General features: G+C 67.4%; 25 protein-coding genes. 15 read left to right on the plus strand and 10 right to left on the minus strand.

Annotated elements, in window-relative coordinates; translation table 11 throughout:
- The first annotated feature begins 65 nt into the window (after positions 1–65).
- Positions 66–1,454, plus strand: coding sequence for an alpha,alpha-trehalose-phosphate synthase (UDP-forming) (gene otsA / locus OOT46_RS11035; RefSeq protein WP_265403650.1), 1,389 nt, complete (start codon positions 66–68; stop codon positions 1,452–1,454).
- 16 nt (positions 1,455–1,470) lie between these two features.
- Here otsA and OOT46_RS11040 read toward each other — a convergent pair whose 3' ends face one another.
- Positions 1,471–1,731 (minus strand): YkgJ family cysteine cluster protein, encoded by a 261-nt coding sequence (locus OOT46_RS11040; RefSeq protein ID WP_265403651.1) that lies wholly within the window; start codon positions 1,729–1,731, stop codon positions 1,471–1,473.
- Positions 1,732–2,044: 313 nt separating this feature from the next.
- Here OOT46_RS11040 and mnmG point away from each other — a divergent pair, with 313 nt between their 5' ends.
- The 12 genes from mnmG to OOT46_RS11100 all read left to right on the plus strand — a co-directional run bounded on the left by mnmG (position 2,045) and on the right by OOT46_RS11100 (position 14,552).
- Positions 2,045–4,021 (plus strand): tRNA uridine-5-carboxymethylaminomethyl(34) synthesis enzyme MnmG, encoded by a 1,977-nt coding sequence (gene mnmG / locus OOT46_RS11045; protein ID WP_265403652.1) that lies wholly within the window; start codon positions 2,045–2,047, stop codon positions 4,019–4,021.
- Positions 4,018–4,698 carry a 16S rRNA (guanine(527)-N(7))-methyltransferase RsmG gene (rsmG, locus tag OOT46_RS11050; RefSeq protein WP_265403653.1) on the plus strand — a complete coding sequence of 227 codons (681 nt, stop codon included), beginning with the start codon at positions 4,018–4,020 and terminating at the stop codon, positions 4,696–4,698. The genes mnmG and rsmG overlap by 4 nt, the downstream gene beginning before the upstream one ends.
- An 11-nt stretch (positions 4,699–4,709) precedes the next feature.
- Complete coding sequence (locus OOT46_RS11055; RefSeq protein ID WP_265403654.1) at positions 4,710–5,321, plus strand: LysE family transporter; 612 nt, start codon at positions 4,710–4,712, stop codon at positions 5,319–5,321.
- Positions 5,322–5,382: 61 nt separating this feature from the next.
- Positions 5,383–5,622 (plus strand): type II toxin-antitoxin system Phd/YefM family antitoxin, encoded by a 240-nt coding sequence (locus OOT46_RS11060; RefSeq protein ID WP_265403655.1) that lies wholly within the window; start codon positions 5,383–5,385, stop codon positions 5,620–5,622.
- A 1-nt stretch (position 5,623) separates the two neighbouring features.
- A complete protein-coding gene (locus OOT46_RS11065; RefSeq protein WP_265403656.1) occupies positions 5,624–6,055 on the plus strand; it encodes a type II toxin-antitoxin system VapC family toxin in 432 nt (143 codons plus the stop codon).
- Between the two features lie 5 nt (positions 6,056–6,060).
- Positions 6,061–6,831 (plus strand): ParA family protein, encoded by a 771-nt coding sequence (locus OOT46_RS11070; RefSeq protein ID WP_265403657.1) that lies wholly within the window; start codon positions 6,061–6,063, stop codon positions 6,829–6,831.
- Positions 6,832–6,916: 85 nt separating this feature from the next.
- Positions 6,917–7,723, plus strand: a complete 807-nt coding sequence (locus tag OOT46_RS11075; RefSeq protein ID WP_265403658.1) for a GNAT family N-acetyltransferase — start codon at positions 6,917–6,919, stop codon at positions 7,721–7,723.
- A complete protein-coding gene (locus OOT46_RS11080; RefSeq protein ID WP_265403659.1) occupies positions 7,720–8,256 on the plus strand; it encodes an RBBP9/YdeN family alpha/beta hydrolase in 537 nt (178 codons plus the stop codon). The genes OOT46_RS11075 and OOT46_RS11080 overlap by 4 nt, the downstream gene beginning before the upstream one ends.
- Positions 8,257–8,335: 79 nt before the next feature.
- Positions 8,336–9,235: a ParB/RepB/Spo0J family partition protein gene (locus OOT46_RS11085; RefSeq protein ID WP_265403660.1), complete on the plus strand. Its 900-nt coding sequence runs from the start codon at positions 8,336–8,338 to the stop codon at positions 9,233–9,235.
- A gap of 531 nt (positions 9,236–9,766) precedes the next feature.
- A complete protein-coding gene (locus OOT46_RS11090; protein WP_265403661.1) occupies positions 9,767–11,689 on the plus strand; it encodes a PrkA family serine protein kinase in 1,923 nt (640 codons plus the stop codon).
- Positions 11,690–11,721: 32 nt separating this feature from the next.
- Positions 11,722–13,011, plus strand: a complete 1,290-nt coding sequence (locus OOT46_RS11095) for a YeaH/YhbH family protein (protein ID WP_265403662.1) — start codon at positions 11,722–11,724, stop codon at positions 13,009–13,011.
- Entirely contained in the window at positions 13,008–14,552 is a 1,545-nt protein-coding gene (locus OOT46_RS11100) for a SpoVR family protein (protein WP_265403663.1), read from the plus strand. The genes OOT46_RS11095 and OOT46_RS11100 overlap by 4 nt, the downstream gene beginning before the upstream one ends.
- Before the next feature lie 64 nt (positions 14,553–14,616).
- Here the strand turns inward: OOT46_RS11100 and OOT46_RS11105 are convergent, their stop codons facing one another.
- Complete coding sequence (locus OOT46_RS11105) at positions 14,617–16,038, minus strand: FAD-binding oxidoreductase (protein WP_265403664.1); 1,422 nt, start codon at positions 16,036–16,038, stop codon at positions 14,617–14,619.
- A 275-nt stretch (positions 16,039–16,313) separates the two neighbouring features.
- Between OOT46_RS11105 and OOT46_RS11110 the strand changes: the two genes are divergently transcribed.
- Together OOT46_RS11110 and OOT46_RS11115 are read left to right on the plus strand one after the other, a co-directional pair.
- A complete protein-coding gene (locus tag OOT46_RS11110; RefSeq protein WP_265403665.1) occupies positions 16,314–16,793 on the plus strand; it encodes a hypothetical protein in 480 nt (159 codons plus the stop codon).
- 35 nt (positions 16,794–16,828) lie between these two features.
- On the plus strand, positions 16,829–17,407 hold the full coding sequence (locus tag OOT46_RS11115) for a cob(I)yrinic acid a,c-diamide adenosyltransferase (protein WP_265403666.1): 579 nt from the start codon (positions 16,829–16,831) through the stop codon (positions 17,405–17,407).
- 19 nt (positions 17,408–17,426) lie between these two features.
- Here OOT46_RS11115 and OOT46_RS11120 read toward each other — a convergent pair whose 3' ends face one another.
- From OOT46_RS11120 to OOT46_RS11155, 8 genes are all read right to left on the minus strand, one after another.
- Complete coding sequence (locus OOT46_RS11120) at positions 17,427–17,741, minus strand: EF-hand domain-containing protein (RefSeq protein ID WP_265403667.1); 315 nt, start codon at positions 17,739–17,741, stop codon at positions 17,427–17,429.
- 433 nt (positions 17,742–18,174) lie between these two features.
- Positions 18,175–19,293: a 3-deoxy-7-phosphoheptulonate synthase gene (locus OOT46_RS11125; RefSeq protein ID WP_265403668.1), complete on the minus strand. Its 1,119-nt coding sequence runs from the start codon at positions 19,291–19,293 to the stop codon at positions 18,175–18,177.
- A 244-nt stretch (positions 19,294–19,537) separates the two neighbouring features.
- A complete protein-coding gene (locus tag OOT46_RS11130) occupies positions 19,538–20,032 on the minus strand; it encodes a hypothetical protein (protein ID WP_265403669.1) in 495 nt (164 codons plus the stop codon).
- 119 nt (positions 20,033–20,151) lie between these two features.
- Entirely contained in the window at positions 20,152–21,615 is a 1,464-nt protein-coding gene (tldD, locus tag OOT46_RS11135; RefSeq protein ID WP_265403670.1) for a metalloprotease TldD, read from the minus strand.
- A 39-nt stretch (positions 21,616–21,654) separates the two neighbouring features.
- Positions 21,655–22,113: a GGDEF domain-containing protein gene (locus OOT46_RS11140; protein ID WP_265403671.1), complete on the minus strand. Its 459-nt coding sequence runs from the start codon at positions 22,111–22,113 to the stop codon at positions 21,655–21,657.
- A 141-nt stretch (positions 22,114–22,254) separates the two neighbouring features.
- Positions 22,255–23,094 carry a helical backbone metal receptor gene (locus tag OOT46_RS11145; protein ID WP_265403672.1) on the minus strand — a complete coding sequence of 280 codons (840 nt, stop codon included), beginning with the start codon at positions 23,092–23,094 and terminating at the stop codon, positions 22,255–22,257.
- Positions 23,087–24,289 (minus strand): zinc ribbon domain-containing protein, encoded by a 1,203-nt coding sequence (locus OOT46_RS11150; protein ID WP_265403673.1) that lies wholly within the window; start codon positions 24,287–24,289, stop codon positions 23,087–23,089. Before OOT46_RS11150 ends, OOT46_RS11145 begins: the two co-directional genes overlap by 8 nt.
- A gap of 51 nt (positions 24,290–24,340) precedes the next feature.
- Positions 24,341–25,372, minus strand: coding sequence for a hypothetical protein (locus tag OOT46_RS11155; protein ID WP_265403674.1), 1,032 nt, complete (start codon positions 25,370–25,372; stop codon positions 24,341–24,343).
- Between the last annotated feature and the right edge of the window lie 10 nt (positions 25,373–25,382).

Genomic DNA, 25,382 nt, shown 5'->3' on the forward strand with positions numbered 1-25,382 from the left:
GCCCTTCCCGCTCCCTGCCGGACCTGTATCCGGCGGGGAACGCCAACTTTTTGAGGAGGAACTCTATGGGACGCGTAGTCGTCGTCTCCAACCGGCTGGCCGATCCGCGCAAGGCGGCCGCCGGCGGATTGGCGGTGGCCCTGGGCGAGACGCTCAACGCCACCGGCGGCCTCTGGTTCGGCTGGAGCGGCAAGATCGTCGAGACCAGCGATGGCGGCACACCCGGGGAAGGCGAGGTGCACACGCACCAGGCGGGCAACGTGACCCTGGTCACCGTCGACCTCTCGCGCGAGGACCACGACAGCTACTACCTGGGCTATTCCAACCGGGTGCTGTGGCCGGTGTTCCACTACCGGCTCGATCTGGCGGACTTCAACACCAGTTCGCTGGCGGGCTACCGGCGCGTCAACCAGATGTTCGCCCGCAAGCTGATGCCGCTGCTGAAGGACGACGACATCCTCTGGGTGCACGACTACCACCTGATCCCGCTGGCCGCCGAGCTGCGCGCGATGGGCTGCCGCAACCGCATCGGCTTTTTCCTGCACATCCCCTTGCCGCCGCCGCTGATCCTGGCCGCCCTGCCCGGCCACGAGTGGCTGATTCGCGCCCTGTTCGCCTACGACCTGGTCGGCCTGCAGAGCCATGCGGACGTCAGCCACTTCTCACGCTATGTCCAGTCGGAGGCCGGTGCCGAGGAGCTGGGGGACGACCTCTGGCGGGCCTTCAACCGCACCCTGCGGGTCAGCGCCTTCCCGATCGGCATCGACGTCGACGAATTCGCCCGTCTGACGCAGGGCAAGGACGCTCGCGAGACCTACGAGACCATGCGCGAGCAGTACTCGCGACGGCGCCTGCTGATCGGCATCGACCGGCTCGACTACTCCAAGGGCCTGCCGCAGCGCATCCGCGCCTTCCAGGAACTGCTCGCCAGCTATCCGGAGAACCGCGACAGCGCCACGCTGATCCAGATCGCCTCGCCCACACGCGAAAGCGTGGACGCCTATGCCGACATCCGCCATGAGCTGGAACACCTGTGCGGCCAGATCAACGGCGACTACGGCGAGCTGGACTGGATGCCGGTGCGCTACATCCACCGCACGGTGGCCCGCAAACGCCTGCCGGGACTGTGCCGCATCGGGCGGGTGGCGCTGGTCACGCCGCTGCGCGACGGCATGAACCTGGTGGCCAAGGAGTACATCGCGGCCCAGGACCCGGCCGACCCGGGTGTGCTGGTGCTGTCACGTTTCGCCGGCGCCGCGGAGCAGCTGCGCGAGGCGCTGCTGGTCAACCCCTACGACGTGCAGGGCACTGCCCAGGCCATCCAGCAGGCGCTGCAGATGCCGCTGGAGGAGCGCCAGACGCGCCACCGCAAGCTGCTCGAGAGCATCCGCACCCATGACGTGCACTGGTGGCGGCGCAGCTTCCTCACGGCGCTGGAGAAGGTGCCGGCCTGAAGCCGGCAACCCTGGCTCAGACGCCCGGCCGGGTGCTGGCCTCGACGTGGCCCAGCCAGCGCAAGGCCTGCTCGCGGCTGTCCCCGCACATGTCGGGATCGGGTCGCAATGATCCGCACACCGCCGGCCGCTCCGGCCGGCCGAACAGGCGGCAGCGCAGGTCCTCGGTCAACTGGATGCAGGGCACCCCGGCGGGCTTGCCGTCCGGCATGCCGGGGATCGGGGTGCTGATGGACGGAGCGATGCAGCAGGCGGCGCATCGGGGGCGGCATTGCATGATGGAAGGGCAGCTGGGCTCGGGGGGCGGCGACCACTGTAGCCGCTCTGCCCGGCGCCTGCCATGCCGGGGGTCCGTGTGCCTCGCGACCCCGTGAAACGCTGCTCGCCCGGATCGTTTCAACGCCTCCGTGGTCTTGCCTTGGCGCCGCGCCGCACCACATAGTGCACAAGCGAGGGGTGCGGGAGGCGTGGGCGCGCCACCGGCCCGACCCTATGGAGTGACTTCTCCACACCCCCCTCCTAAAATCGCTGGTTTGCCCGCGCCCTGCGGGTGTCCTCTGCGCCCGCCCGGGCAGCTGTCGAGGTTCGAGATGCTCTACCCCAAAACTTTCGATGTCATCGTCGTCGGCGGTGGCCATGCCGGCACTGAGGCGGCGCTTGCAGCAGCCCGCATGGGCTGCGCCACGCTGCTGCTCACCCACAACATCGAGACCCTCGGCCAGATGAGCTGCAACCCCTCGATCGGCGGTATCGGCAAAGGCCACCTGGTCAAGGAGATTGACGCGCTGGGCGGCGCGATGGCCGCCGCGACCGACGAGGCCGGCATCCAGTTCCGCATCCTCAACAGCTCCAAGGGCCCGGCGGTGCGTGCCACCCGCGCGCAGGCGGATCGCATCCTCTACAAGGCCGCGATCCGCCGGCGCCTCGAGAACCAGCCCAATCTGTGGCTGTTTCAGCAAGCGGTGGACGACTTGATGGTCGAAGGCGACCGGGTGGTCGGCGCCGTGACGCAGGTCGGCGTGAGGTTCGCCGCCAAGGCGGTGGTCCTGACGGCCGGTACCTTCCTCGACGGCAAGATCCATGTGGGTCTGCAGAACTACGCGGCCGGCCGTGCGGGCGACCCGCCGGCGGTCTCGCTGTCGGGGCGTCTGAAGGAGCTGAAGCTGCCACAGGGCCGGCTCAAGACGGGCACGCCGCCGCGCATCGACGGACGCTCGATCGATTTCTCGCGCCTGACCGAGCAGCCGGGCGACCTGGACCCGGTGCCGGTCTTCAGCTTCCTCGGATCCGCGGCGCAACACCCCCGGCAGGTGCCCTGCTGGATCACGCACACCAACCAGCGCACCCACGAGATCATCCGCTCCGGCTTCGACCGCAGCCCGATGTTCACCGGTGTCATCGAGGGCGTGGGGCCGCGCTACTGCCCCAGCATCGAGGACAAGATCAACCGGTTCGCCGACAAGGACTCCCACCAGATCTTCCTGGAGCCCGAAGGGCTGACGACCAACGAGTTTTACCCCAACGGCATCTCCACCTCCCTGCCCTTCGACGTCCAGCTCGCCGCAGTGCACTCGATGCCCGGCCTGGCGCAGGCGCACATCCTGCGTCCGGGCTATGCGATCGAGTACGACTACTTCGACCCTCGCGAGCTGAAGGCCAGTTTCGAGACCAAGGCAATCGGCGGCCTCTTTTTCGCCGGCCAGATCAACGGCACGACGGGCTACGAGGAGGCCGGCGCGCAAGGTCTGTTCGCCGGTGTCAACGCGGCTTTGCAGGTACAAGGCCGCGAGCCCTGGGTGCCCGGGCGCGAGGAAGCCTACCTGGGAGTGTTGGTCGACGACCTCATCACCAAGGGGGTCACGGAGCCCTATCGCATGTTCACCAGCCGCGCCGAGTTCAGGCTGCAGCTGCGAGAAGACAACGCGGACCTGCGACTGACCGAGACGGGCCGCCGCCTGGGACTGGTCGACGACGTGCGCTGGGACGCCTTCAACCGGAAGCGAGATGCTGTTTCACGTGAAACACAGAAGTTGAAGTCGACCTGGGTGCATCCGGGAATCCTGTCGGCCGCCGATGCTGAACGCCTTCTCGGCAAGGCACTGGAGCGCGAGTACAGCCTTGCCGATCTGCTGCGACGACCGGCGGTGTCTTTCCCGCAGCTCTCCGAAGTCGCTCGCATCGCCCGCCCTGATGTCGATGTTTCACGTGAAACGCTCATCGACGAGCTCGGCGAAGCACTGGCCGATGCGGTGGTGGACCAGGTGGAGATTGCTATCAAGTACGCCGGGTACATCGACAAACAGAACGAGGAAGTCGCCCGTGCCGCGTACTACGAGGACCTCAAATTGCCCGCCGAGCTGGACTACATGCAGGTGACGGCCCTCAGCCACGAAGTGCGGCAGAAGTTGAACCGACACCGCCCTGAGACGCTGGGTCAGGCCTCCCGGATTTCGGGCATGACCCCTGCGGCCATCTCGCTCCTGCTGGTGCACCTGAAAAAGGGCCGATTTAAAGGTTTCACCGACACCCAGGACGCCGCCCTTCCGGCCGGCGCGGCTTCGGTATGAGCCGACAGGTTGCCGCCGAGGCGGTGCTCGATCAGCGACTTCGGAGCGGCGCCGCCGCGCTCGGCCTCAACGTGACGGAGGACCAGGCCGCTCGGCTCCTGCGCTACCTGGGTCTGCTGGAGAAGTGGAACAAGGTCTACAACCTGACGGCCATCCGGGATCCCCGCGACATGTTGACCCAGCACCTGCTGGACAGCCTGGCGGTGCTGTCGCCCCTGCGGCGACAGACGGAAGGGCGCTCCATCCGAGTGCTCGACGTCGGCAGCGGCGGTGGGCTTCCCGGCGTAGTGATCTCGATCTGCCGGCCGGACATCGAGGTGGTTTGCGTGGATGCGGTGGCGAAGAAGGTCACGTTCGTCCGGCAAGTCGCCGCCGAACTCGGGCTGGCCAACCTCCGGGCCGAACACTCGCGCGTCGAAGAGATGAAGCCGGCCAACGCCCATGTCGTGGTCTCGCGCGCCTTCTCTTCGCTGCGCGACATGGTGACTTGGACCGTCGACCACCTCGCAGCGGACGGCGTCTGGATGGCGATGAAGGGCAAGCTGCCGGAGGATGAGATGGTGGCGCTGCCGCCCTCGGTGTCGGTGTTTCACGTGGAACACCTGAAGGTGCCGGAACTCGAGGCGGAGCGCTGTATCGTCTGGATCCGCCCTTCAAGTTCTCCCACCCTCTCCTGAACGGAGCTTTCATGTTCGGCATTTCGGACTACGGCGCCTTCTGCGCCGCCATCGTTCTATTTCTTGCCTTGCCCGGCCCCGGTACGCTGGCCTTGCTGACCTCCACGGGCCAAGGGGGCTTTCGGGGCGGCGCGGCCGCGACCTTCGGTGTCATCGCCGGAGATCAGGTCCTGCTTTGGCTGGCGGTGGCTGGCGTCGCCGCTCTGCTCAGCGCGCATCCGACGGCTTTCCGGCTCGTCCAGTACGGCGGCGCCCTCTACCTCTGCTGGCTGGGCCTCAAGTTGATCCGCGCACGCGGGGGCGCCGCCACTGCCCTGCCGCTGCAGATCAGCGGCTACTTCCGGCAGGCCTTCCTGATCACCCTGCTCAACCCGAAGGCCATCGTCTTCTACATGGCTTTTTTCCCGCTTTTCATCCATCCCGCCACCCACCAGGGCCTGCCGACGTTCGCCGCGATGGCGGCCACGATTGCCGTGATCTCGCTGGTCTACTGCCTGGCCCTGTGCGCCTGCGCCGACGCGCTGGCCAGCCGCCTGAAAAGCAACCGGCGCCTGACGAAGTGGATGGAGCGGGTGGCCGGTATTTTCCTCGTCGGTTTCGGCATCAAGCTGACCACGCAGTGATGCGCCTTGACGATGGGAAGCGGCGAGGCGGAAAATCCAACCAGTTTTCCCAACCAGTTTGATGGACAGCAGCACAGTCGGCGCCTTCGAAGCCAAAACCCACTTGTCGGCTCTGCTGGAGCGGGTGGAGCAAGGCGAGGAGATCGTCATCACCCGCCACGGCCGCCCGATCGCCCGGCTCGCACCCATCGCCCCTCCCTCGCGCGATCCGGTGGACATGCTGGCCCGCGCGCGTGCGCTGAGGGCCGGACACTGTCTCGAAGAAGACCCTCGACGCCTGCGTGACGAAGGGCGTCGCTGAGATGCCGTTGCCCTCCTCGCCCGTCTGTGTGCTGGACGCTTCGCTGGTGCTGGCCTGGTGTTTCGAGGACGAAGCCTCGGACGCGGCCGACCAGCTGCTGCAGCAGTCCAGCGTGCAAGGCGTCGCGGTGCCGCTGCAATGGCACCTGGAGGTGGCCCAGCTGCTGGACCGGGCACAGCGGCGTGAGCGACTCACCGAAGCCCGTGCGACCGAATTCCTGGCCCTGCTCGATGCCATACCGGTGGAGACCGACGCTGCACCGGCCGAACGCGGCCGCCGCGAAGTGCTCTACCTGGCACGCGAAACCCGGCTGAGTCCCTATGACGCCGCCTACCTCGACCTCGCAATGCGACGTCGCCTGCCCCTCGCGACCCGCGACCCAATGCTGCGCCAGGCAGCCGCGGCCCTGGGCGTGACCCTTCTCGACCTCTGAAGCACATGGCCAAGATCTTCTGCATTGCCAACCAGAAAGGTGGCGTCGGCAAAACGACCACCGCCGTCAACCTGGCCGCGGGGCTGGCCCAGGTCGGACAGCGTGTGCTGCTGGTGGACCTCGATCCTCAGGGCAACGCGACCATGGGCTCGGGCGTCGACAAGCGCGCCCTGCCCAACAGCGTCTACGAGGTCCTGCTCGAAGCCGTCAGCATCCGCGAAGCCAAGACCCGTTCCGAGGTGGGCGGCTACGACGTGGTGGGCGCCAACCGGGAGCTGGCCGGCGCCGAGGTCGAGCTGGTCGACCAGGAGCGCCGGGAACGCCGGCTGAAGGCGGCGCTGGACGCCGCCGATGCCGACTACGACTTCGTCCTGATCGACTGCCCGCCCAGCCTGTCCATGCTGACCCTGAACGGCCTGGTATCGGCCCACGGTGTCATCGTGCCGATGCAGTGCGAGTACTTCGCGCTGGAAGGGCTGAGCGACCTGGTCAACACCATCAAGCAGGTGCACGCCAACCTGAACGCGGAGCTGAAGATCATCGGCCTGCTGAGAGTGATGTACGACCCGCGCATCACCTTGCAGAGCCAGGTCAGCGAGCAGCTCAAGCAGCACTTCGGCGACAAGGTGTTCCACAGCGTGATCCCGCGCAATGTGCGGCTGGCGGAAGCCCCGAGCTACGGGCAACCGGGGGTGGTGTTCGACCCGGCCTCCAAGGGAGCCCAGTCCTATGTCGACTTCGCGCGCGAGATGGTGGCCCGCATCGAGACCCTCTGAACGGCGGGCCGGTGCACCCAGGCACATGGCCCTCCGGGACCGGCGACGGGCCCTCGCTCCGGCCCCGCCCCACTTCGGACCGAGCATGACCCGACCCTCCACGACCCTTTTCCCGACTGCCCTGCTTGCGCGTATCGAAGAGGCCGGCCTGAACGCCGCCGGCACGCCTCAGCAGCGCCTGGTCGACGGCTGGCTGCTGCGTTATTCGGCGGGCAAGGCCAAGCGCGCCCGCTGCGTCAACCCGATTGCCGCGGGGCGCCTGCCGGTGGCCGAGAAGCTGGCGCTGTGCCGCGCGGTGTACGAAGCCGCCGGCCTGCCCCTGATGGTGCGCATCACGCCCTTCGCCGAGCCCGCCGGGCTGGACGACAGCCTCGCCGCGCTGGGCTTGCCGCGTTTCGACGACACCCGCGTGATGGTGCTGCCCGAACTGGCGCAGGCCCTGCCCTCCGGGCCGGCCGTGACACTGGAGCCGGTGGGTCCGCAGGCCTACGCTCAGATCGTCGGCGGATTGCGTGGCTCGCCGCCTGGGCACCGCGAAGCGCATGCCCAGCGGCTCGCCCTCTCGCCGGTGCCCTATCGCGGCTTCGTGCTGCGCGACGGCGACGGCGAGATCGCAGTCTGCGGGCAATACGTCGTCGAAGGCCTGCTGGTGGGGCTCTACGACGTCTACACGGCCCCAAAAGCACGCAATCATGGCTGGGCCTCGCGCCTGTGCCTGGAACTGCTGCGACGCGCTGTGGCCGACGGTGCCCGCACGGCCTATCTCCAGGTCGACGCCGACAATACGCCGGCAAGGGCCGTGTACCATCGCATCGGCTTTCGCGACGGCTACGCCTATCACTACCGCGGCGCCGCCGAGTTGCCCCGCCCTGCCGAACCCCGCTCACCATGACCCTCCGCATCCTTGTGCTGCCCGGCTGGCAGAACTCAGGTCCCGATCATTGGCAAAGCCGCTGGGAACGCCTCTACGGCGACCAGCGCGTGATGCAGGACGACTGGGACTGGCCCAAGCGCGGCGATTGGATGGCGCGGCTGGACGAGGTGCTGCTGGCGGATCAGCGGCCGGCCCTGCTGGTCGCGCACAGCCTGGGCTGCCAGCTGACGGCCGCCTGGGCTGCCCACTCCCGCCACACCGGCCGGGTCTGCGGTGCCCTGCTGGTCGCCCCACCCGACACCGAGCGCGACGACATGCCGCCCCAGCTTTTTTCGTGGCGTCCCATCGTGCGCCAGCGCCTGCCCTTTCCGGCCACCGCCGTGGTCAGCACCGACGACCCGTTCTGCGCTCCCCAGCGCGCCGCCGAGATGGCGACGCAGTGGGGCGCGGCCCTGCTGAGTGTGGGGCCGAGAGGTCACATCAACAGCGAATCGGGGCTGGGCGACTGGCCCGAAGGACGCGCCCTGCTCGATTCGCTGGGCCGCGCCTGAAGCCCACGCACTGCCCGTCCCGGACCCGGCCGCAACGCCGGACACGGGCTCCAGATAACGCCTAGGAACGAACGCCACCATGGTCACCAAAAAACCCAAAGGCCTGGGCCTCGGCCTCGAAGCCTTGCTCGGCCCGAAGGTCAGCGACACCGGTGCCGCCGCCGCAAGCCGCGACGGCCAGCCCTCGACGCTGAAACTCGAGCAGCTGCAACCCGGCAAGTACCAGCCGCGCACCCGCATGGACGAAGGCTCGCTCTACGAGCTGGCCGAGAGCATCAAGTCACAGGGCATCATGCAGCCCATCCTGGTGCGGCCGCTGGCTGCCGGGAAATACGAGATTATCGCTGGCGAACGCCGCTCGCGTGCCGCGAAACTGGCCGGCCTCGCCGAGGTGCCGGTGCTCGTCAAGGAGGTTCCCGACGAGGCCGCCGCGGCGATGGCGCTGATCGAAAACATCCAGCGCGAGGACCTCAACCCGCTGGAAGAGGCGCAAGGCCTGCAACGCCTGGTGAGTGAGTTTGGACTCACCCACGAACAGGCAGCCCAGGCGGTCGGGCGCTCGCGCAGCGCCGCCTCCAACCTGCTGCGCCTGCTCCATCTGGCCGAACCGGTCCAGCAGATGCTGATGGCCGGCGACCTCGACATGGGCCATGCTCGGGCCCTGCTGCCGCTCGACGCGGCCCAGCAGATCCTCAGCGCCAACGAAATCGTCGCACGCAAGCTCAGCGTGCGCGAAGCCGAGAAGCTGGTCACCAAGGCCGGCCACGCACGTCAGTCGCCGCTGCTGCGTGTGAAGCAGGACAAGTCGCGCGATATCGCACGCATCGAGGAAGAGCTCTCCGATCACCTCACCGCCCCTGTCGAGATCCGCGTCAAGAAGCGCACCAAGCGCGGCGAGCAGGGCGAGGTCGTGATCGGCTTCGGCTCGCTGGAAGAGCTGAACGGACTGCTCGACAAGCTCGGTCTTTCGGCGAAGTAGAGCCGCGACCAAAGCCCTTCGTCACGCTCCCCGGCGTCACTCCGGCGCCACAGGCAGCCGCCGCGCACCCCCTACAACAAGGGGGCCAGTGCGCGGCCCTGCTCGCTGCCCGACCAGGCATGCCGGTCTCTCCCACGGTGTCGGCCCGCGTCACGGCTCAGTGCCGGAGCCGCACCAGCCCACGGCAGCCGCTGTCTTGCCGCACCCACATCGACTTCCCTGCGGTCACGTGAGCGCTCTCAAGCGCGCGCAGGATGTCACATGTAGATGCGGATGACCGCAAATACCCCGTGGAACTTTCGGCGCGCCTGTGCTCTCCTTCGGTCAGACGTACGCTGCATTGCACGCACGTGCGGCACGATACCGGCGAGGGCACGCTCCTTGCACAGTAGAGTCGGGGAACAGACAGGTGTTTCGCCTTTTGTACAAGGCATGCGCACAGGCAGTTTTCGCCCATGCTGAAACCATGGCAATGCGCGACGCCCGAAGATGGGTCGACCGCTGAGTCGGAAAGGGATTAGGAGGTCTGCGATGGACGTCATCAGCAACTTCGCCGCTCGCTACGAGCGCACCCGGGAAGAGGAACTCACGCTCCAGGAGTACCTCGACATCTGCAAGCGTGACCCCCTGGCGTACGCCACGGCGGCGGAACGCATGCTCAAGGCCATCGGCGAGCCCGAAGTGGTCGACACGCGCAACGACCCGCGCCTGTCACGCATCTTCGCGAACAAGGTCATCAAGATCTACCCGGCGTTCCGGGAGTTCTACGGCATGGAGGACTCGATCGAGCAGGTCGTGTCCTACTTCCGCCATGCAGCCCAGGGGCTGGAGGAAAAGAAGCAGATCCTCTATCTGCTGGGTCCCGTCGGCGGCGGCAAGAGCTCGATCGCCGAGCGGCTGAAGCAGCTGATGGAGCATGTGCCGTTCTACGCCATCAAGGGCTCGCCGGTGAACGAGTCACCGCTGGGCCTGTTCGATCCCGACGAGGACGGTGGCATCCTCGAGAAGGAATACGGCATCCCGCGCCGCTACCTGCAGCGCATTCTCTCGCCGTGGGCCGTCAAGCGGCTCGAGGAGTTCGGCGGCGACATCCGCCAGTTCAAGGTGGTCAAGCGCTACCCGTCGATCCTTCGCCAGACCGGCATCGCCAAGACCGAACCGGGCGACGAGAACAACCAGGACATTTCCTCCCTGGTCGGCAAGGTTGACATTCGCAAGCTCGAAACCTTTGCCCAGGACGACCCCGACGCCTACAGCTACTCCGGCGGCCTGTGCCTCGCGAACCAGGGCCTGCTCGAGTTCGTCGAGATGTTCAAGGCGCCGATCAAGGTGCTGCACCCGCTGCTGACCGCTACGCAGGAAGGCAACTACAAGGGCACCGAAGGTTTCGGCGCCATCCCCTTCGACGGCGTGATCCTGGCGCACTCCAACGAGAGCGAGTGGAAGGCCTTCCGCAACAACAAAAACAACGAGGCCTTCCTCGACCGCATCTACATCGTCAAGGTGCCCTACTGCCTGCGCATCAGTGAAGAGATCAAGATCTATGAGAAGCTGGTGCGCAACTCCTCACTGGCCCAGGCGCCCTGCGCCCCCGGCACCTTGAAGATGATGGCGCAGTTCTCGGTGCTGACGCGCCTGAAGGAGCCCGAGAACTCGAGCATCTTCAGCAAAGCGCAGGTCTACGACGGCGAGAACCTCAAGGACACCGACCCCAAGGCCAAGTCCATCCAGGAGTACCGCGACTACGCGGGCGTGGACGAAGGCATGAGCGGCATCTCGACGCGCTTCTCGTTCAAGATCCTGTCCAAGGTCTTCAACTTCGACTCGACCGAGGTCGCGGCCAACCCCGTGCACCTGATGTACGTGCTCGAACAGCAGATCGAGCGCGAGCAGTTCCCGCCCGAAACCGAGCAGAAGTACACCTCCTACATCAAGGAGCTGATGGCGCCCCGCTATGCCGAGTTCATCGGCAAGGAGATCCAGACAGCCTACCTGGAGAGCTACTCGGAGTACGGCCAGAACATCTTTGACCGCTATGTCACCTACGCCGACTACTGGATTCAGGACCAGGAGTACCGCGACCCCGACACCGGCGAGATCTTCGACCGCGCTTCGCTCAACGCCGAGCTCGAGAAGATCGAGAAACCGGCCGGCATCAGCAACCCCAAGGACTTCCGCAACGAGATCGTCAACTTCGTTTTGCGTGCGCGCGCCAACAACGCTGGCAAGAACCCGCTGTGGACCAGCTACGAGAAGCTGCGCACCGTGATCGAGAAGAAGATGTTCTCCAACACGGAAGAGCTGCTGCCGGTCATCAGCTTCAACGCCAAGTCGAGCGCCGACGAGCAGAAGAAGCACGAGGACTTCGTGAATCGCATGGTGCAAAAGGGCTACACGCCCAAGCAGGTGCGGCTGTTGTGCGAGTGGTACCTGCGGGTGCGCAAGAGCTCCTGACGGGTTCCTAGACGAGTTGCAGGAAATCAACCATGCCCATGCTCCAACAGATCATCGATCGGCGGCTGTCGGGCAAGAACAAGTCCATCGGCAACCGTGAGCGCTTCCTGCGTCGCTACCGCGACCAGATCCGCGACGCGGTGCGACGGGCAGTGAGCGGTCGCGGCATCCGCAATCTGGAGCAAGGCGAGGACATCACGCTACCGCGGCGTGATGTCTCCGAACCCGTGTTCGGGCACGGCCAGGGCGGCCAGCGCGAATACGTGCACCCCGGCAACAAGGAATACGTCAAGGGCGACCGCATCGAGCGGCCCCAGGGCGGCGGTGGCCAGGGTGGCGGCTCCAATGCAAGCGACAGCGGCGAGGGCGACGACGACTTCGTCTTCCACCTCAGCAAGGAAGAGTTCATGCAGGTCTTTTTCGAAGACCTGGCCCTGCCGCATCTGATCCGCACCCAGCTTGCCGAAGTACCGGAGTGGAAAAGCCACCGTGCCGGCTTCACCAGCGACGGCACGCCCAACAACCTGCACGTGGTGCGCTCGATGCGCGGGGCGCTGGCCCGGCGCATCGCGCTCGGCGGCGAAGCGCGGCGTGAGCTGCGCCACCTGGAACAGCACCTCGAGCACCTGTTGCGCCATCCGCACCCCACCGACGTTCTGGTGGCGCGCGAGATCCGCGAGACCGAAACCACGATCGCCGAGCTGCGCGCGCGGCTCAAGCGCATTCCCTACCTCGACCCGATCGATCTGCGTTACCGCAACCGGGTGCGCGTGCCGGTGCCGAGTGCCAAGGCGGTGATGTTCTGCCTGATGGACGTCTCCGGCTCCATGGATGAAGCGCGCAAGGACATGTCCAAGCGCTTTTTCATGCTGCTGTACCTGTTCCTGACCCGGCACTACGAGAAGATCGAGCTGGTCTTCATCCGCCATCACACCCAGGCCGCGGAGGTCAGCGAGGACGAGTTCTTCCACGCCACCGAGACCGGCGGCACGGTGGTGTCGAGCGCGCTGACCCTGATGCAGGACATCATCCGCTCGCGCTACCCGAGCGGCGAGTGGAACATCTACGGCGCGCAGGCGAGCGACGGCGACAACTGGCACCATGACAGCGGCCGCTGCCGCGAGTTGCTGTCCGACCAGATCCTGCCGCTGTGCCGCTACTACGCCTATGTCCAGGTGGCCGAGGCCGAGCAGAACCTCTGGGAGGAATACACCCAGCTGATCGAGCGGCACAAGAACTTCGCGATGCGCAAGGTCTCGGACGCGGCCGACATCTATCCGGTCTTCCGCGACCTGTTCAAGAAAGAGGGAGCGCCTACATGAGCACTGAGACCCTCCAGCCGGACCTCATCGGGCGCGCCCGCGAACCGTTGCCCAGCCCCTCGGACTGGACCTTCGACCTGATCGAGACCTACCACAACGCCATCGCGCGCACCGCCGAGGGCTACAAGCTCGACACCTATGCGAACCAGCTGGAGATCATCACCGCCGAGCAGATGATGGACGCCTACGCGTCCGTCGGCATGCCAGTGATCTACCGCCACTGGTCCTACGGCAAGCAGTTCATCGCGACCGAGAAGAACTACCGCCGCGGCTTCATGGGCCTGGCCTACGAGATCGTCATCAATTCCGACCCCTGCATCTCTTACCTGATGGAAGAGAACACGATGGCGATGCAGGCCCTGGTGATCGCGCACGCCGCTTACGGGCACAACAGCTTTTTCAAAGGCAACTATCTCTTCCGCATGTGGACCGATGCGTCGTCCATCATCGACTACCTGGTCTACGCCAAGAACTACATCGCCGAGTGCGAGGAGCGCCATGGCGTGGACACCGTCGAGGACCTGCTCGACTCCTGCCATGCGCTGATGAACCACGGCGTGGACCGCTACCGCCGGCCGCAGAAGCTTTCGCTGGCCCAGGAGCAGGTGCGGCGCACCGAGCGCGAAGCCTATCTGCAGCAGCAGGTCAACGATCTCTGGCGCACCCTGCCGCGCCGCAGCGACAAGAGCGGCGAGGAAGAGGAGGCGGCCAAGCGCTTCCCGGCCGAGCCGCAGGAGAACCTGCTCTATTTCATCGAGAAAAACGCGCCGCTGCTGGAGCCCTGGCAGCGCGAGATCGTGCGCATCGTGCGCAAGGTGGCGCAGTACTTCTACCCGCAGCGCCAGACACAGGTGATGAACGAAGGCTGGGCGACCTTCTGGCACTACACGCTGCTGAACACGATGTACGACCGCGGCCAGCTGGCCGACGGCTTCATGCTGGAGTGCCTCAAGTCGCACACCAATGTGATCTACCAGCCGCCGGTGGGACACCGGGCCTATAGCGGGCTCAACCCGTATGCGCTTGGCTTCGCGATGTACACCGACCTCAAGCGCATCTGCGACAACCCGACCGAAGAAGACCGTCGCTGGTTTCCCGACATCGCCGGCAGCGACTGGCTGACGACGCTGGACTATGCAATGCGCAACTTCAAGGACGAGAGTTTTGTCGGCCAGTTCCTCTCGCCCAAGATGATGCGCGACTTCCGGCTGTTCTCGATCCGCGACGACGAGCACGAGCCGGAGCTGGAAGTGGCGGCGATCCACGACGACAGCGGCTACCGCGAGCTGCGCGAGGCCCTGTCGCGGCAGTATGACCTGAACCACCGCGAGCCCAACATCCAGGTCTGGAGCGTCAACCTGCGCGGCGACCGCTCGCTGACCCTGCGTCATACCCAGCACAACAACCGACCCCTCAACGACGACTCGCAAGAGGTGCTGAAGCACGTCGCTCGCCTGTGGGGTTTCGACGTGCACCTGGAAAGCGTGGACGGCCGCGGCCATGTGCAGCGGCAGTGGACGGTGTCGGCGCCGAAGGCCTGAGTTCACCCCGCTGCAACGCCGGGCCGCGCGCCCGGCATTTTTCGATTCCTTGCCGGGCGGCCCACTACAACGCGAAGATCTTCCCGGGGTTCATGATGTTCTTCGGGTCGAGCGCCTGCTTGAGCGTGCGCATCAGTGCGACCGCCTCGGCGCCGGCCTCGTCCACCAGGAAGCCCATCTTGTGCAGCCCGATGCCGTGCTCGCCGCTGCAGGTGCCTTCCAGCCGGATCGCGCGCGCGACCACCTGCCGGTTCAGCCGCTCGGCCAGCTCACGTTCCTCGGGCTTGTGCGGATCGATCAGATAGCCTACGTGGAAGTTGCCGTCGCCGACATGGCCGACGAGGAAGTAGGGCAGGCCCGAGGCATCGGCGTCGGCCACCGTGTCGAGCAGGCACTCCGCCAGCCGCGAGATCGGCACGCAAGTATCCGTGGTCACGGCCCGGCAGCCGGGCTTCATCTGCAGCGCGGCGAAAAATGCATGGTGGCGCGCGGTCCAGAGCCGGGTACGCTGCTCCGGCGTGGTCGCCCACTCGAAGTCCTCGCCGCCGAACCCGCGCGCGATCTGCTGCACCGCCTCGGCCTGCTCGGCGACGCCCGCTGGCGTGCCGTGGAACTCCATCAGCAGCATCGGGCCTTCGCGCAGCGTGAGCCGGTCGTGGCGGTTCACGGCCCGCACGGCGTTCGTATCGAGCAGCTCGCAGCGGGCGATGGGCACGCCGCTCTGGATCACGGTGATGGTGGTATCGACCGCGGCAGCCAGGCTCGGGAAGCTGCAGACGGCGGCCGAGATGGCCTCGGGCTGGGGGTACAGACGGACGGTGATCTCGCTGATCACGCCGAGCGTGCCCTCGCTGCCGACGAAGAGGCGGGTCAGGTCATAGCCCGCGCTGGACTTGCGGGCGCGCGTGCCGGTGCGCACGATGTCGCCGCTCGCCGTCACCACCGACAGGCCCAACACGTTCTCGCGCATGGTGCCGTAGCGCACGGCATTGGTCCCGCTGGCCCGGGTGGCTGACATGCCGCCGATGGTGGCATCGGCGCCCGGATCGATGGGGAAAAACAGGCCGGTGTGCCGGATCTCCTCGTTGAGGCGCATGCGGGTAACGCCGGCTTGCACGGTCGCGGTCAGGTCCTCGGCATTGATGGACAGCACCTGGTTCATGCGGCCGAGGTCGATGCTGATGCCGCCCTGCACGGCGAGCAGATGACCTTCGAGCGACGAGCCGACGCCATAGGGAATGACGGGCACCGCGTGCTCATGCGCGAGCTTGACGACAAAGGCCACGTCCTCGGACGACTCGGCAAAGACCACCGCCTGGGGCGGCGACACGTCGAAGGGCGACTCGTCGCGGCCGTGCTGCTCGCGCACCGCCAAAGCGGTCGAGCAGCGCTCCCCGAAACGGGCCCTGAGGGCGTCCAACATGGCCGGGGGAGCGAGGCGCGGGGCGGTTTGCGAGGCGAGGAAGCTGGGGAGGGAGGTGCTCATGGCTGTCCGTCCGGGTCGGCCTGGTCCGGGTCATTCTAGGACGGCCCCGGCTCAAGGCCGCGAGGCCGCCTATGCGGCCTGAACAGGGCGCATAAAGCACAACATATCCTTCCGATGGAAGGCCTGGACGACGGACTTTCCCTGCCTAGACTTCACCAGCTTTAAGGCCGGCAGTTCGTATCCAACCATTCCCGAGGGAGGCATCCATGAATGTTGGCGAACACGCTCGCCTTGGCGATCCACGTCTCCGGCTGCCTGGCCCACGCGATATGGCAATGAAAGCGTGCAGATCCGCCGGCCGGCTCGGTGTCCTCTTCCTGGGCATGAGCCTGCAGGGCACGTATGCCGACGGTGAGCCGGACGTGCTGCCCGGCGACGAGCTCGAGCCCGCCACCTACCGCCTGATCCTCCCTCCGATCACGGACATCGACATCGAGGTCAACGGCGGAACGAAAAAAGCCGCAGAAGGCGGGCCGGAGGACTGCAGCGGTTTCCAGCTCAAGGAGCAGGACGTGCGGCTGTTTCTGCGCTCGGCACGGCGCATCTCCGAGCGGGACTTCTCGCACACCATCAACTGGACCGCCTGTTTCGCCCGGGGCAAGGTCGACTTCGCCGGCGGGTCCACCGGCCAGTGGATGGTCGGCGAAGATCTCGGCGGCTCGCTTTTCATCGCCCCGGGACGGCAGTTCTATCTGTACTGCCCGAAATGTCGCTTCAAGGGCCCAGCGCCCGGCCGGCGTTTCTCGGCGCCGTGATCCGGCGGCCGGCTCGATCGACTACGATCGGGCCCATGGGCCATCGACTCACTCAAATCGCCACCCGCACTGGCGATGACGGCAGCACCGGTCTCGGCGACGGGAGCCGGGTGCGGAAAGACGACCTGCGTGTCCACGCGATGGGCGACATCGACGAGCTGAACTCGCAGCTCGGCGTTCTGCTTGCGGAGCCGCTCCCGGATGACGTGCGCGACTTGCTGGTGCTGATCCAGCATGAGCTGTTCAATCTCGGCGGCGAGCTGTCGATGCCCGGGCACGAGCTGCTCAAGACCAGCGCTGTCGCGGGGCTGGATGGCGCACTGGTGCACTACAACACCACCCTGCCTCGGCTGAAGGAATTCATTCTGCCCGCCGGCACCCGCAGCGCCGCCCTCGCCCACGTCGCGCGCACGATCGCGCGGCGTGCCGAACGTTCGGTGGTGGCACTCGGGACGGCGGAGCCGGTGCGCGACGCGGCGCGCCACTACCTGAACCGCCTCTCCGACCTGCTGTTCGTGCTGGCGCGCGTCCTCAACCGCGCCAACCTCGATGGCCGCGGCGGCGACGACGTCTACTGGAACAGCGAGAGATTGCGCCGGGCGGACGTCGACTGAACCCGGCGCTCCCCAGCGCTCAGCGCACCGGGGCGGTCGCGCCCGTGTGGAATTCGGTGGCGCTCAGTGCACCGTCGGTATCGACATCCAGCTCGTCGAAGCGCATCGAGATCGCGGGGAGCCGCGCCGCTTCCTCACGGCTCAGCTTGCCGTCGCTGTTGGTGTCCACCCGGAGGAACAAGGCGGTGATGGACGAGTCCTTGGGCGCCGGGGCCGCATTGCCGGCGGGCTGTGCATGCGCGCCCAGGGCGAGCGCACCGAGCGTCACCAGCAACACGCGGCGAGCCTGCTCGACCATGCTGCGGTCGAAGGCGGGAGTGGAAGAACAAGACATCAGCCTTCCTCAATTCGGTAATGGATAGAACACCCTGCCATTGAAGCGAGCCAGGACAGGCGGTACCAGCGTTTTTTCGCGACCTTACCCGCGTTACAGCCGCGGCCTGGCGCGTGACACCGAGCGAAAGCATCCACCCACTCTCCTGCTTCGCCGCCGCCCGGCATGTGGTCCGGGCAAAAAAAACCCGCCGAGATCCGAAGGATCAGGGCGGGCGGATCCCACTCGACGTGGGCTCTGCTGAGGGAAATTGGCCAGTTCAAGAGCCAGCGGGCATCGCCGCGGCGGGTCTCACCGGAACTGCATGAGGGTCATTGCACTACGCGGTGGGAGGCCACACCAGCCTTCTTGCCGCCCCTTACCGCGTTTACATGCAGCCTTCTGCACGCAACACGCACGCTGTCGGCTCGCCCGAGCCAGGTCGACCGTCGGCTCAGCCGCGGCGGCGCTTGACCGCCTCGGAGAGGATCTCCAGCACTTCAAGGGAATCGTCCCAGCCGATGCAGGCGTCGGTGATGCTCTTGCCGTAGGCGAGCTCACGAGGATCGTCCTTACCCGGCGTGAACTTCTGGGCGCCATCGTTCAGGTGGCTTTCCACCATCACGCCGAACACCCGCTGCGAGCCGGCAGCCACCTGGTCAGCGATGTCCCGCGCAACCGCCACCTGGCGCTTGTGCTGCTTGCTGGAGTTGGCGTGCGAGCAGTCCACCATCAAGGTGGCCGGCAGCTTGGCGGCTTCGAGATCCTGGCAAGCCGCTGCGACGCTGGTCGCGTCGTAATTCGGCGCCTTGCCGCCACGGAGGATCACGTGGCAGTCCTTGTTGCCCTTGGTCTCGACGATGGCCACCTGGCCGTTCTTGTGCACCGAAAGGAAGTGGTGCGGGCGACCGGCCGCCTGGATGGCATCGGTGGCGATCTTGATGTTTCCGTCGGTGCCGTTCTTGAAGCCGATCGGCGCCGACAGGCCCGAGGCGAGCTCGCGGTGCACCTGGCTTTCGGTGGTGCGGGCCCCGATCGCGCCCCAGGCGATCAGGTCGCCGATGTACTGCGGCGAGATCACGTCGAGGAACTCGCTGCCCGCCGGCACACCGACGCGATTGATGTCGATCAGGAGCTGGCGCGCAATGCGCAGCCCTTCGTCGATGCGGAAGCTTTCGTCGAGGTAGGGGTCGTTGATCAGCCCCTTCCAGCCCACCGTGGTGCGCGGCTTCTCGAAGTACACGCGCATCACGATCTCCAGCGTGCCCGCGTATTTCTCGCGCTGGGCAAGCAGGCGCCGGGCGTAGTCCACAGCAGCGACCGGGTCGTGAATCGAGCACGGGCCGATGACCACCAGCAGCCGGTCGTCCTGGTGCGACATGATTCTGCGGATGCGTTGACGCGTCTCGCCCACCAAGGTCTCGACCGGCGTGCCGCGGATCGGGAAAAAGCGGATCAAATGCTCCGGCGGTGGCAGCGGGGTCACGTCCTTGATCCTTTCGTCGTCGGTCTGGGAGGTTTTATCGACGGGCGCATACCAACCCTCGACGGCGCTGGTGGACTTGGCGTTCATGGGACGAGTTCTCCTGAAGGTGGGTGTGCGAGGGATAGGACGAAAAAAAACCGCCGGGGGGACCCGGCGGTTTCTTGGATTCGGTTCGCTCGTCTTCGGTTACGCGCTGGCCTCTCCTCCGCCGGTGCGGTGCGAGAACCAAAAGTAAAAGAAGGCGAAAGCGCGAGACATGGACAGTAATGTAGCACGCACCGTTGAGACTCCGTCAAGCCCCGCGTGGCATCCCCGCTGCACCGGGCCACGCTCAGATCAGGATGTCGGGTTCCGGCGGCGGCAGACGTTCGGCCGGCTCGCCGGGGCGCAGGCCCCGGGTGATGGCAGCCCACCAGCCCGGCTTGCGGCCGGGCGGATCGAGGGCCGGGTCCGGCTGGCGCAACACCTCCAGCTCGCCCAGCATGCGGGTGGCGACATCGATGAAGTCATGGCGCGACTCCTGGTCGTCACGCTCCCGCTCGGTGGCCTCGATCCAGACGTCGAGCAGCCACTGCACCTCGGTGAAGGTGACGGCGTAGTGGCGCAGGGTTTCGGGGATGACCTGCTGCCCGCCGAGCAGCACCATGCGCTCGGCCTCCAGCCGCGCCCGCATGTCCTGCTGAAGCTTGGCGCGCACCGGGCCCGAGGCCGTGCGCACCTGGCGCACGAACTTCATCAGGTCGGAGTTGATGCGCTCGGCTCGCTCGAGGACCGCCGGGTCGGGCGGCACACGGGGCGGCGAGGGCGGCGGGGTTTCGTCAGACATCGGCCGACCACGCGCCGTCATATCGCGTGGTCGCGTCAGCGTAGCCGGTCGTGTACGGACTCGCAAGCCGCGCCGCTGCCCGGCCGCCGCCGCCGTGAGAAAGCTCTCAGTCGCGGCGCTCAGGCCGTGCCGCCGACCGTCAGCGCATCGATGCGCAGTGTCGGCTGCCCCACGCCGACCGGCACGCTCTGGCCTTCCTTGCCGCAGGTGCCGACACCGGTATCCAGCTGCAGGTCGTTGCCGATCATGCTGACGCGGGTGAGCGCGTCGGGGCCGTTGCCGATGATGGTCGCGCCCTTGACCGGGTATTGGATGCGGCCGTTTTCCACCCAGTAGGCCTCGCTCGCGGAGAACACGAACTTGCCGCTCGTGATGTCGACCTGGCCGCCGCCGAAGTTGGTCGCGTACAGGCCCTTCTTGATGCTGGCCACGATCTCGTCGCGGCTCTTGTCGCCGGCCAGCATGTAGGTATTGGTCATGCGCGGCATCGGCACATGGGCATAGCTTTCGCGGCGCCCGTTGCCGGTCGGCTTCACCTTCATCAGGCGCGCGTTCATCGCGTCCTGGATGTAGCCGCGCAGGATGCCATCCTCGATCAGCACGTTGCGCTGCGACGCGTTGCCCTCGTCATCGACGTTGAGCGAACCCCGCCGGTCCGGCAAGGTGCCGTCGTCGAGCACCGTCACGCCCTTGGCGGCGACACGCTGGCCGACGCGGCCGGAGAACGCGCTCGAGCCCTTGCGGTTGAAGTCGCCCTCCAGGCCGTGACCCACCGCCTCGTGCAGCAGCACGCCGGGCCACCCCGGGCCGAGCACCACGGTCATCTCGCCGGCCGGCGCGGGCCGGCTCTCGAGATTGGTCAGCGCCGCGTTGACCGCGTCGTTGACATAAGCCTCAATGACCGAATCGTGGAAGTAGCCGAGCCCGAAGCGACCGCCGCCGCCCCCCGAGCCGACCTCACGACGGCCGTTCTGCTCGGCGATCACCGTCACCGACAGACGCACCAGCGGGCGCACGTCGGCGGCCAGGGTGCCGTCGGCCCGTGCGACCATCACGACGTCGTACTCGCCCATCAGGCCCGCCATCACCTGCACCACGCGCGGATCGCGGGCGCGAGCCAGCTTCTCGACCCGCTCCAGCAAGGCCACCTTCTGGGTGCTGTCGAGCGTGGCGATCGGATCCATCGGCCCGTACAGCGTGCGGCTGCCTGCCACCTGAGGGGCGCTGTTCACCTTGACGCGCCGGCTCTGGCCGCTGGCGGCGATGGTCCGCACGGTGCGGGCGGCATCCAGCAAGGCGTCGAGCGAAATGTCGTCCGAGTAGGCAAAGGCGGTTTTCTCGCCCGCCACGGCCCGCACGCCGACACCCTGGTCGATGCCGAAGCTGCCCGACTTCACGATGCCCTCCTCCAGGCTCCAGCCTTCGCTGCGCGTGTACTGGAAGTAGAGGTCCGCATCGTCGATGCGGTGCTCGCCGATCACGCGCAGCGCCTGCGCGAGTTTGGCCTCGTCGAGGCCAAACGGGTCCAGCAGCAGCGATTTCGCAATCGCCAGTCTTTCGAGGGTGGGTTCGCGCGAGATCATCGGGGCATTGTAGGCCGCCCCTCCAAGCCTGTGCGACCGTCAGGACAGCGGCCCTGCGGGAGAGGCCGGATCGACCACGAGCCGGCCCCGTCCGGCGTGCCTGGCGCGGTACAGCGCCCGGTCCGCGCGGGCCACCAGTTCACCCAGGCCTGCATCGCGGGCCGTCAATTCGGTCGCCCCCGCGCTGAAGCCGAGCGGGAAGCCGAGCGCCGGCGACACCTGCGCCGCCACCACCTCGCGCAGCCGGGGGTCCACCGCCTCGGCCGCCTGCAGCTTTGACATCGGCAGCACCACGCAAAATTCCTCCCCGCCATAACGGCCGGCCAGGTCCGAGGGCCGCAGCCCCCGCTGCAAAGCCTGGCTGAACAGCACCAGCGCACGATCCCCGCTGGAGTGGCCGCGGGTGTCGTTGATCTGCTTGAAGTGAGCAGGATGCCGGCGCCCACCGTGGCGAACTCCTCCGGCGGGATGCCGTACGAAGCCATCAGCAGCGCCCAACCCACCGACTCCAACCGCAAGGCCGCGCTCTACGCCCGTATGCGCCCGCGCGCGCGACTCCAGCTCACACCGACATACAGCGCCAAGGTCGTGAGCGTCACGTTGGCCACATCGTGAGGAACAGCGTCTGCGGATCGAGTTTCATGGTGGCAGGGACACATCATTCATTCTGCGATCGGCAGCCAGGCTGCGCAGGTACCGCACCCCGTCGACGGCGCGGCTGCCCCACCAGCTCAACAGCTCCCCGTCCACCATGCGGACACCGGCTCGGTGGCCGGCCGCAGCCAGCAGCGCCGCCACCCCGTCCCGGTGCGAGGCGTCGAATCGGTAGGGCTCGCTGCTCAGCAAGACCTCGTCCACCTCCGACAACCAAGCTGCCGACCAGTCGAAGGTCGGATAACGGGCAGCGCCCCGGGGCCCCCCCTCGATGGCGGGCAGGGTTTGCCAGTTCACCAGGGCCAGCAGCCGCGAGATGTAGGTATCGCGTGCCACGGTCATCCACGGCTCCCGCCACACGCAGTAAAGCACGGCTCGGCGAGGACGCGCGTCGGCCGGGCCGGTCAGCGCCAGCTGCTCCTGCAGCGCCTGCGTCAAAGCCTCGGCCCGATGGCGTACCCCGGGCAGCGCACCGAAGGTGTCGGCCAGCTGCCGGTACAGCGCGACGTTGTCCTCGGGCGAGCAGGGATGGGTGACCACCACGTGCGGCACGAACTCCTGCAGCGCCTCCACCGCGGGCCATTCGTTTTCGTCGACGTTGACGACGACATGCGTGGGCGCCAGACGGCGCAACTTGGCGAGGTTGACGCTCTTGGTGCCGCCGACCTTGGGAATGCCCGCCACCTGCTCGCGCGGGTGAATACAAAAACCGGTACGCGCTACCAGGTGTGGGCCCAGACCGAGCGCCACCAGGAGTTCGGTGGCGGAGGGCACCAGCGATGCGATGCGCGGGCTCTGCGCAGGGCCCGTGCCGACCTCACTCATGCGCGGGCTGGGGCGCGCCGCATACGCCGCAGAAGCGGTCGTTGCGCTGCACCACATGACCGCAGACGGCGCAGGTCGGCACCTGCAGGTCGTCCAGCAGGAGGTCGACATCCAGGGGGCGCGTCGAAGGTCGGTCGGTGGCCAGCGGTGAGCGGGCCATCGTGATCGTCGTGTCCAGGCCACTGGGCTGGGGCGGCGGAGCCAGGATGCCGCGCGGCGCAGGAACGCGCACGGGCGCCGTCGGCGTGGCGGGCTGTGCATCGGTCTGCCGGAACGCGGCCGGCTGTTCGTGCGCCAGCGCGGCGTCCACATGGGCGAGGTAGACCGCGCAGGCGCCGCGCAGATAGACCAGGCTCGGCAGCACGAGGCTGACGGCGAACACCACACCCCCGCCGATCAGCGCCGCGACGGCGTAGGGGCTGCTGACCGGCACACCGGCGCTCGTCAGGCTGCGCAGGCCGACGCCGAACAGGCCCGCCATCATTTGGCCGAGCGCCACGTCGGCGCCCAGCACCGCCGCCGCCAGGCGGGCCACCGCATGCCCGCCGGTCTGCACCACGAACATCACCATCGCGCCCACCAGCCAGGCCAGCACGCTGACGATCAGCATCATCACCACCACCCCCAGCAGGCGCTCGCGGCCGATGACGAACAGCCGGCTGGCACATTGCATGGTGCTGGCGCCGTCCCAGACGGCGGGCGCTGCCAGCGGCATGATGACGGTCGGCAGGGCCAGCAGCGCCAGCCCGCAGGCCACCACGGCGAGCGGCAGGACCAGCGTGAAGACCAGCGGCCCGAACACGGGCGTCTTGCACACCAGCAGCACCAACGCCACCAACAAACCGCCCACCGCATACGCTAGCGCCGTCAATGCCAGCACGCCTAGCAACCGGTGCGCCGTGCGCAGTGCGACTTTCAGGGCCTCCCCGACGGCGCGCCGCGGGCGGCCCTTGGCATCGTCCATCACGACGATGCCGGCCGCATTGCCGCCATAGAACGCCGCGCCGAGCGCCAGCAGCCCGTAGATGAGCGCCGCGAAGTCCTGCCCGCGGGCTGCCGCCTGCTGGGTCATAGCGAGCAGCAGGCCCGAGATTGAGAAGGTGCCGAGCAGCAAGCCCAGCGCAGGACCGTTGCGGACGGCATCCAGGCAACTCAACAACGCGTCTGCGGAACGGATCTTCTGACTGATGGACATGGTTTGAAGTCAAGGCCGTCCGGTCGCTCCAGCAAAGGCCGGGCCAGCAACTCAACGGAACTGGTTCTGCTCCTGGCGACGACGCTCCTGCTCGAGGAACTCGACACACCGGGGATGGCGGGCGTTGACCGGCTTCTGGCACTCGCTCTTGAGGCAAATCAGTGCTGAGATGAACACCCGCCCCGCGCACACCTCCGACGGCGCGGCCGGCTCCGGTGCGGGTGCGGGCGCAGCCGGCTGGGTTGCCGTCTGACGTGACATCTCCGCGGCCTTGGCGTTGCGGGCGGATTCGGCACGTGCCTTCGCCTCAGCTTCTGCCTTGGCTCGCGCCTTGGCGCGCGCCTCCGCCCTGGCCTTTGCCTTGGCCTCCGCCTCAGCCTTTTTCGCCGCGTCATCCCCTCCGGACAAGGAAGCCAGCGGATCGCCGGACGCGGCCGATGCTGCGGCCGCCGGCGGCTCGGCAGGCACGCTGGGCGCCACGGGTTCCGGAGCACTCGCCACCGGCTCCGGCAGCGGGATTTCGGAAGCCGCCACCGGCGGAGGCGGCGCGGGAACCGGTTCGACCGGTGCCGGCGGTGCTGAAGCCGGTACGGGAGCCGGCGGAATGGCGGCCGTCTCCGGCGCCGCAGGCGGTTCGGGCGCCATCGGGTTCCTCACCAGCAGCCAGATGGCGGCACCGACCAGCAAAAGCGCCAGCACGAGATACAGCACGGTCGCGTGCTTCTTGCGGCTGGAAGTCCCGCCTGGGACGGTCGCCGTGGCGCCGCTCGGTTCGGCAGGAACGGAGGCAGCTGCCGTGTCGGCGCCCGCCGGCGTGACGGCCGGCGCCGTCTTCATCGGTTCCGCCGGGACGGGAGCCACGGCGGCGGACGGCGGCGCCATCGGCACCGTCGGCGGGATCAGATCCAGCGGGTCGGGAAAGGCCGGGGCAGACGAAGCCGGCGCCTGCGGCGGGGGTGCCATGGGCGGCAGCGTCGACAAAGGGTCCAAGCCAAGGTCCACGTCGGACGGCTTCGGCGTCTGCGGCAGCGGCGCCGGGGGCGTTGCCGGCGTATCGAGTCCCAGACCCAGCAGATCGTCCATGGCGTTCGCT

Origin of the sequence: Aquabacterium sp. A7-Y (genome assembly GCF_026153205.1) — a bacterium.
Taxonomy (GTDB): Bacteria; Pseudomonadota; Gammaproteobacteria; order Burkholderiales; family Burkholderiaceae_C; genus Caldimonas.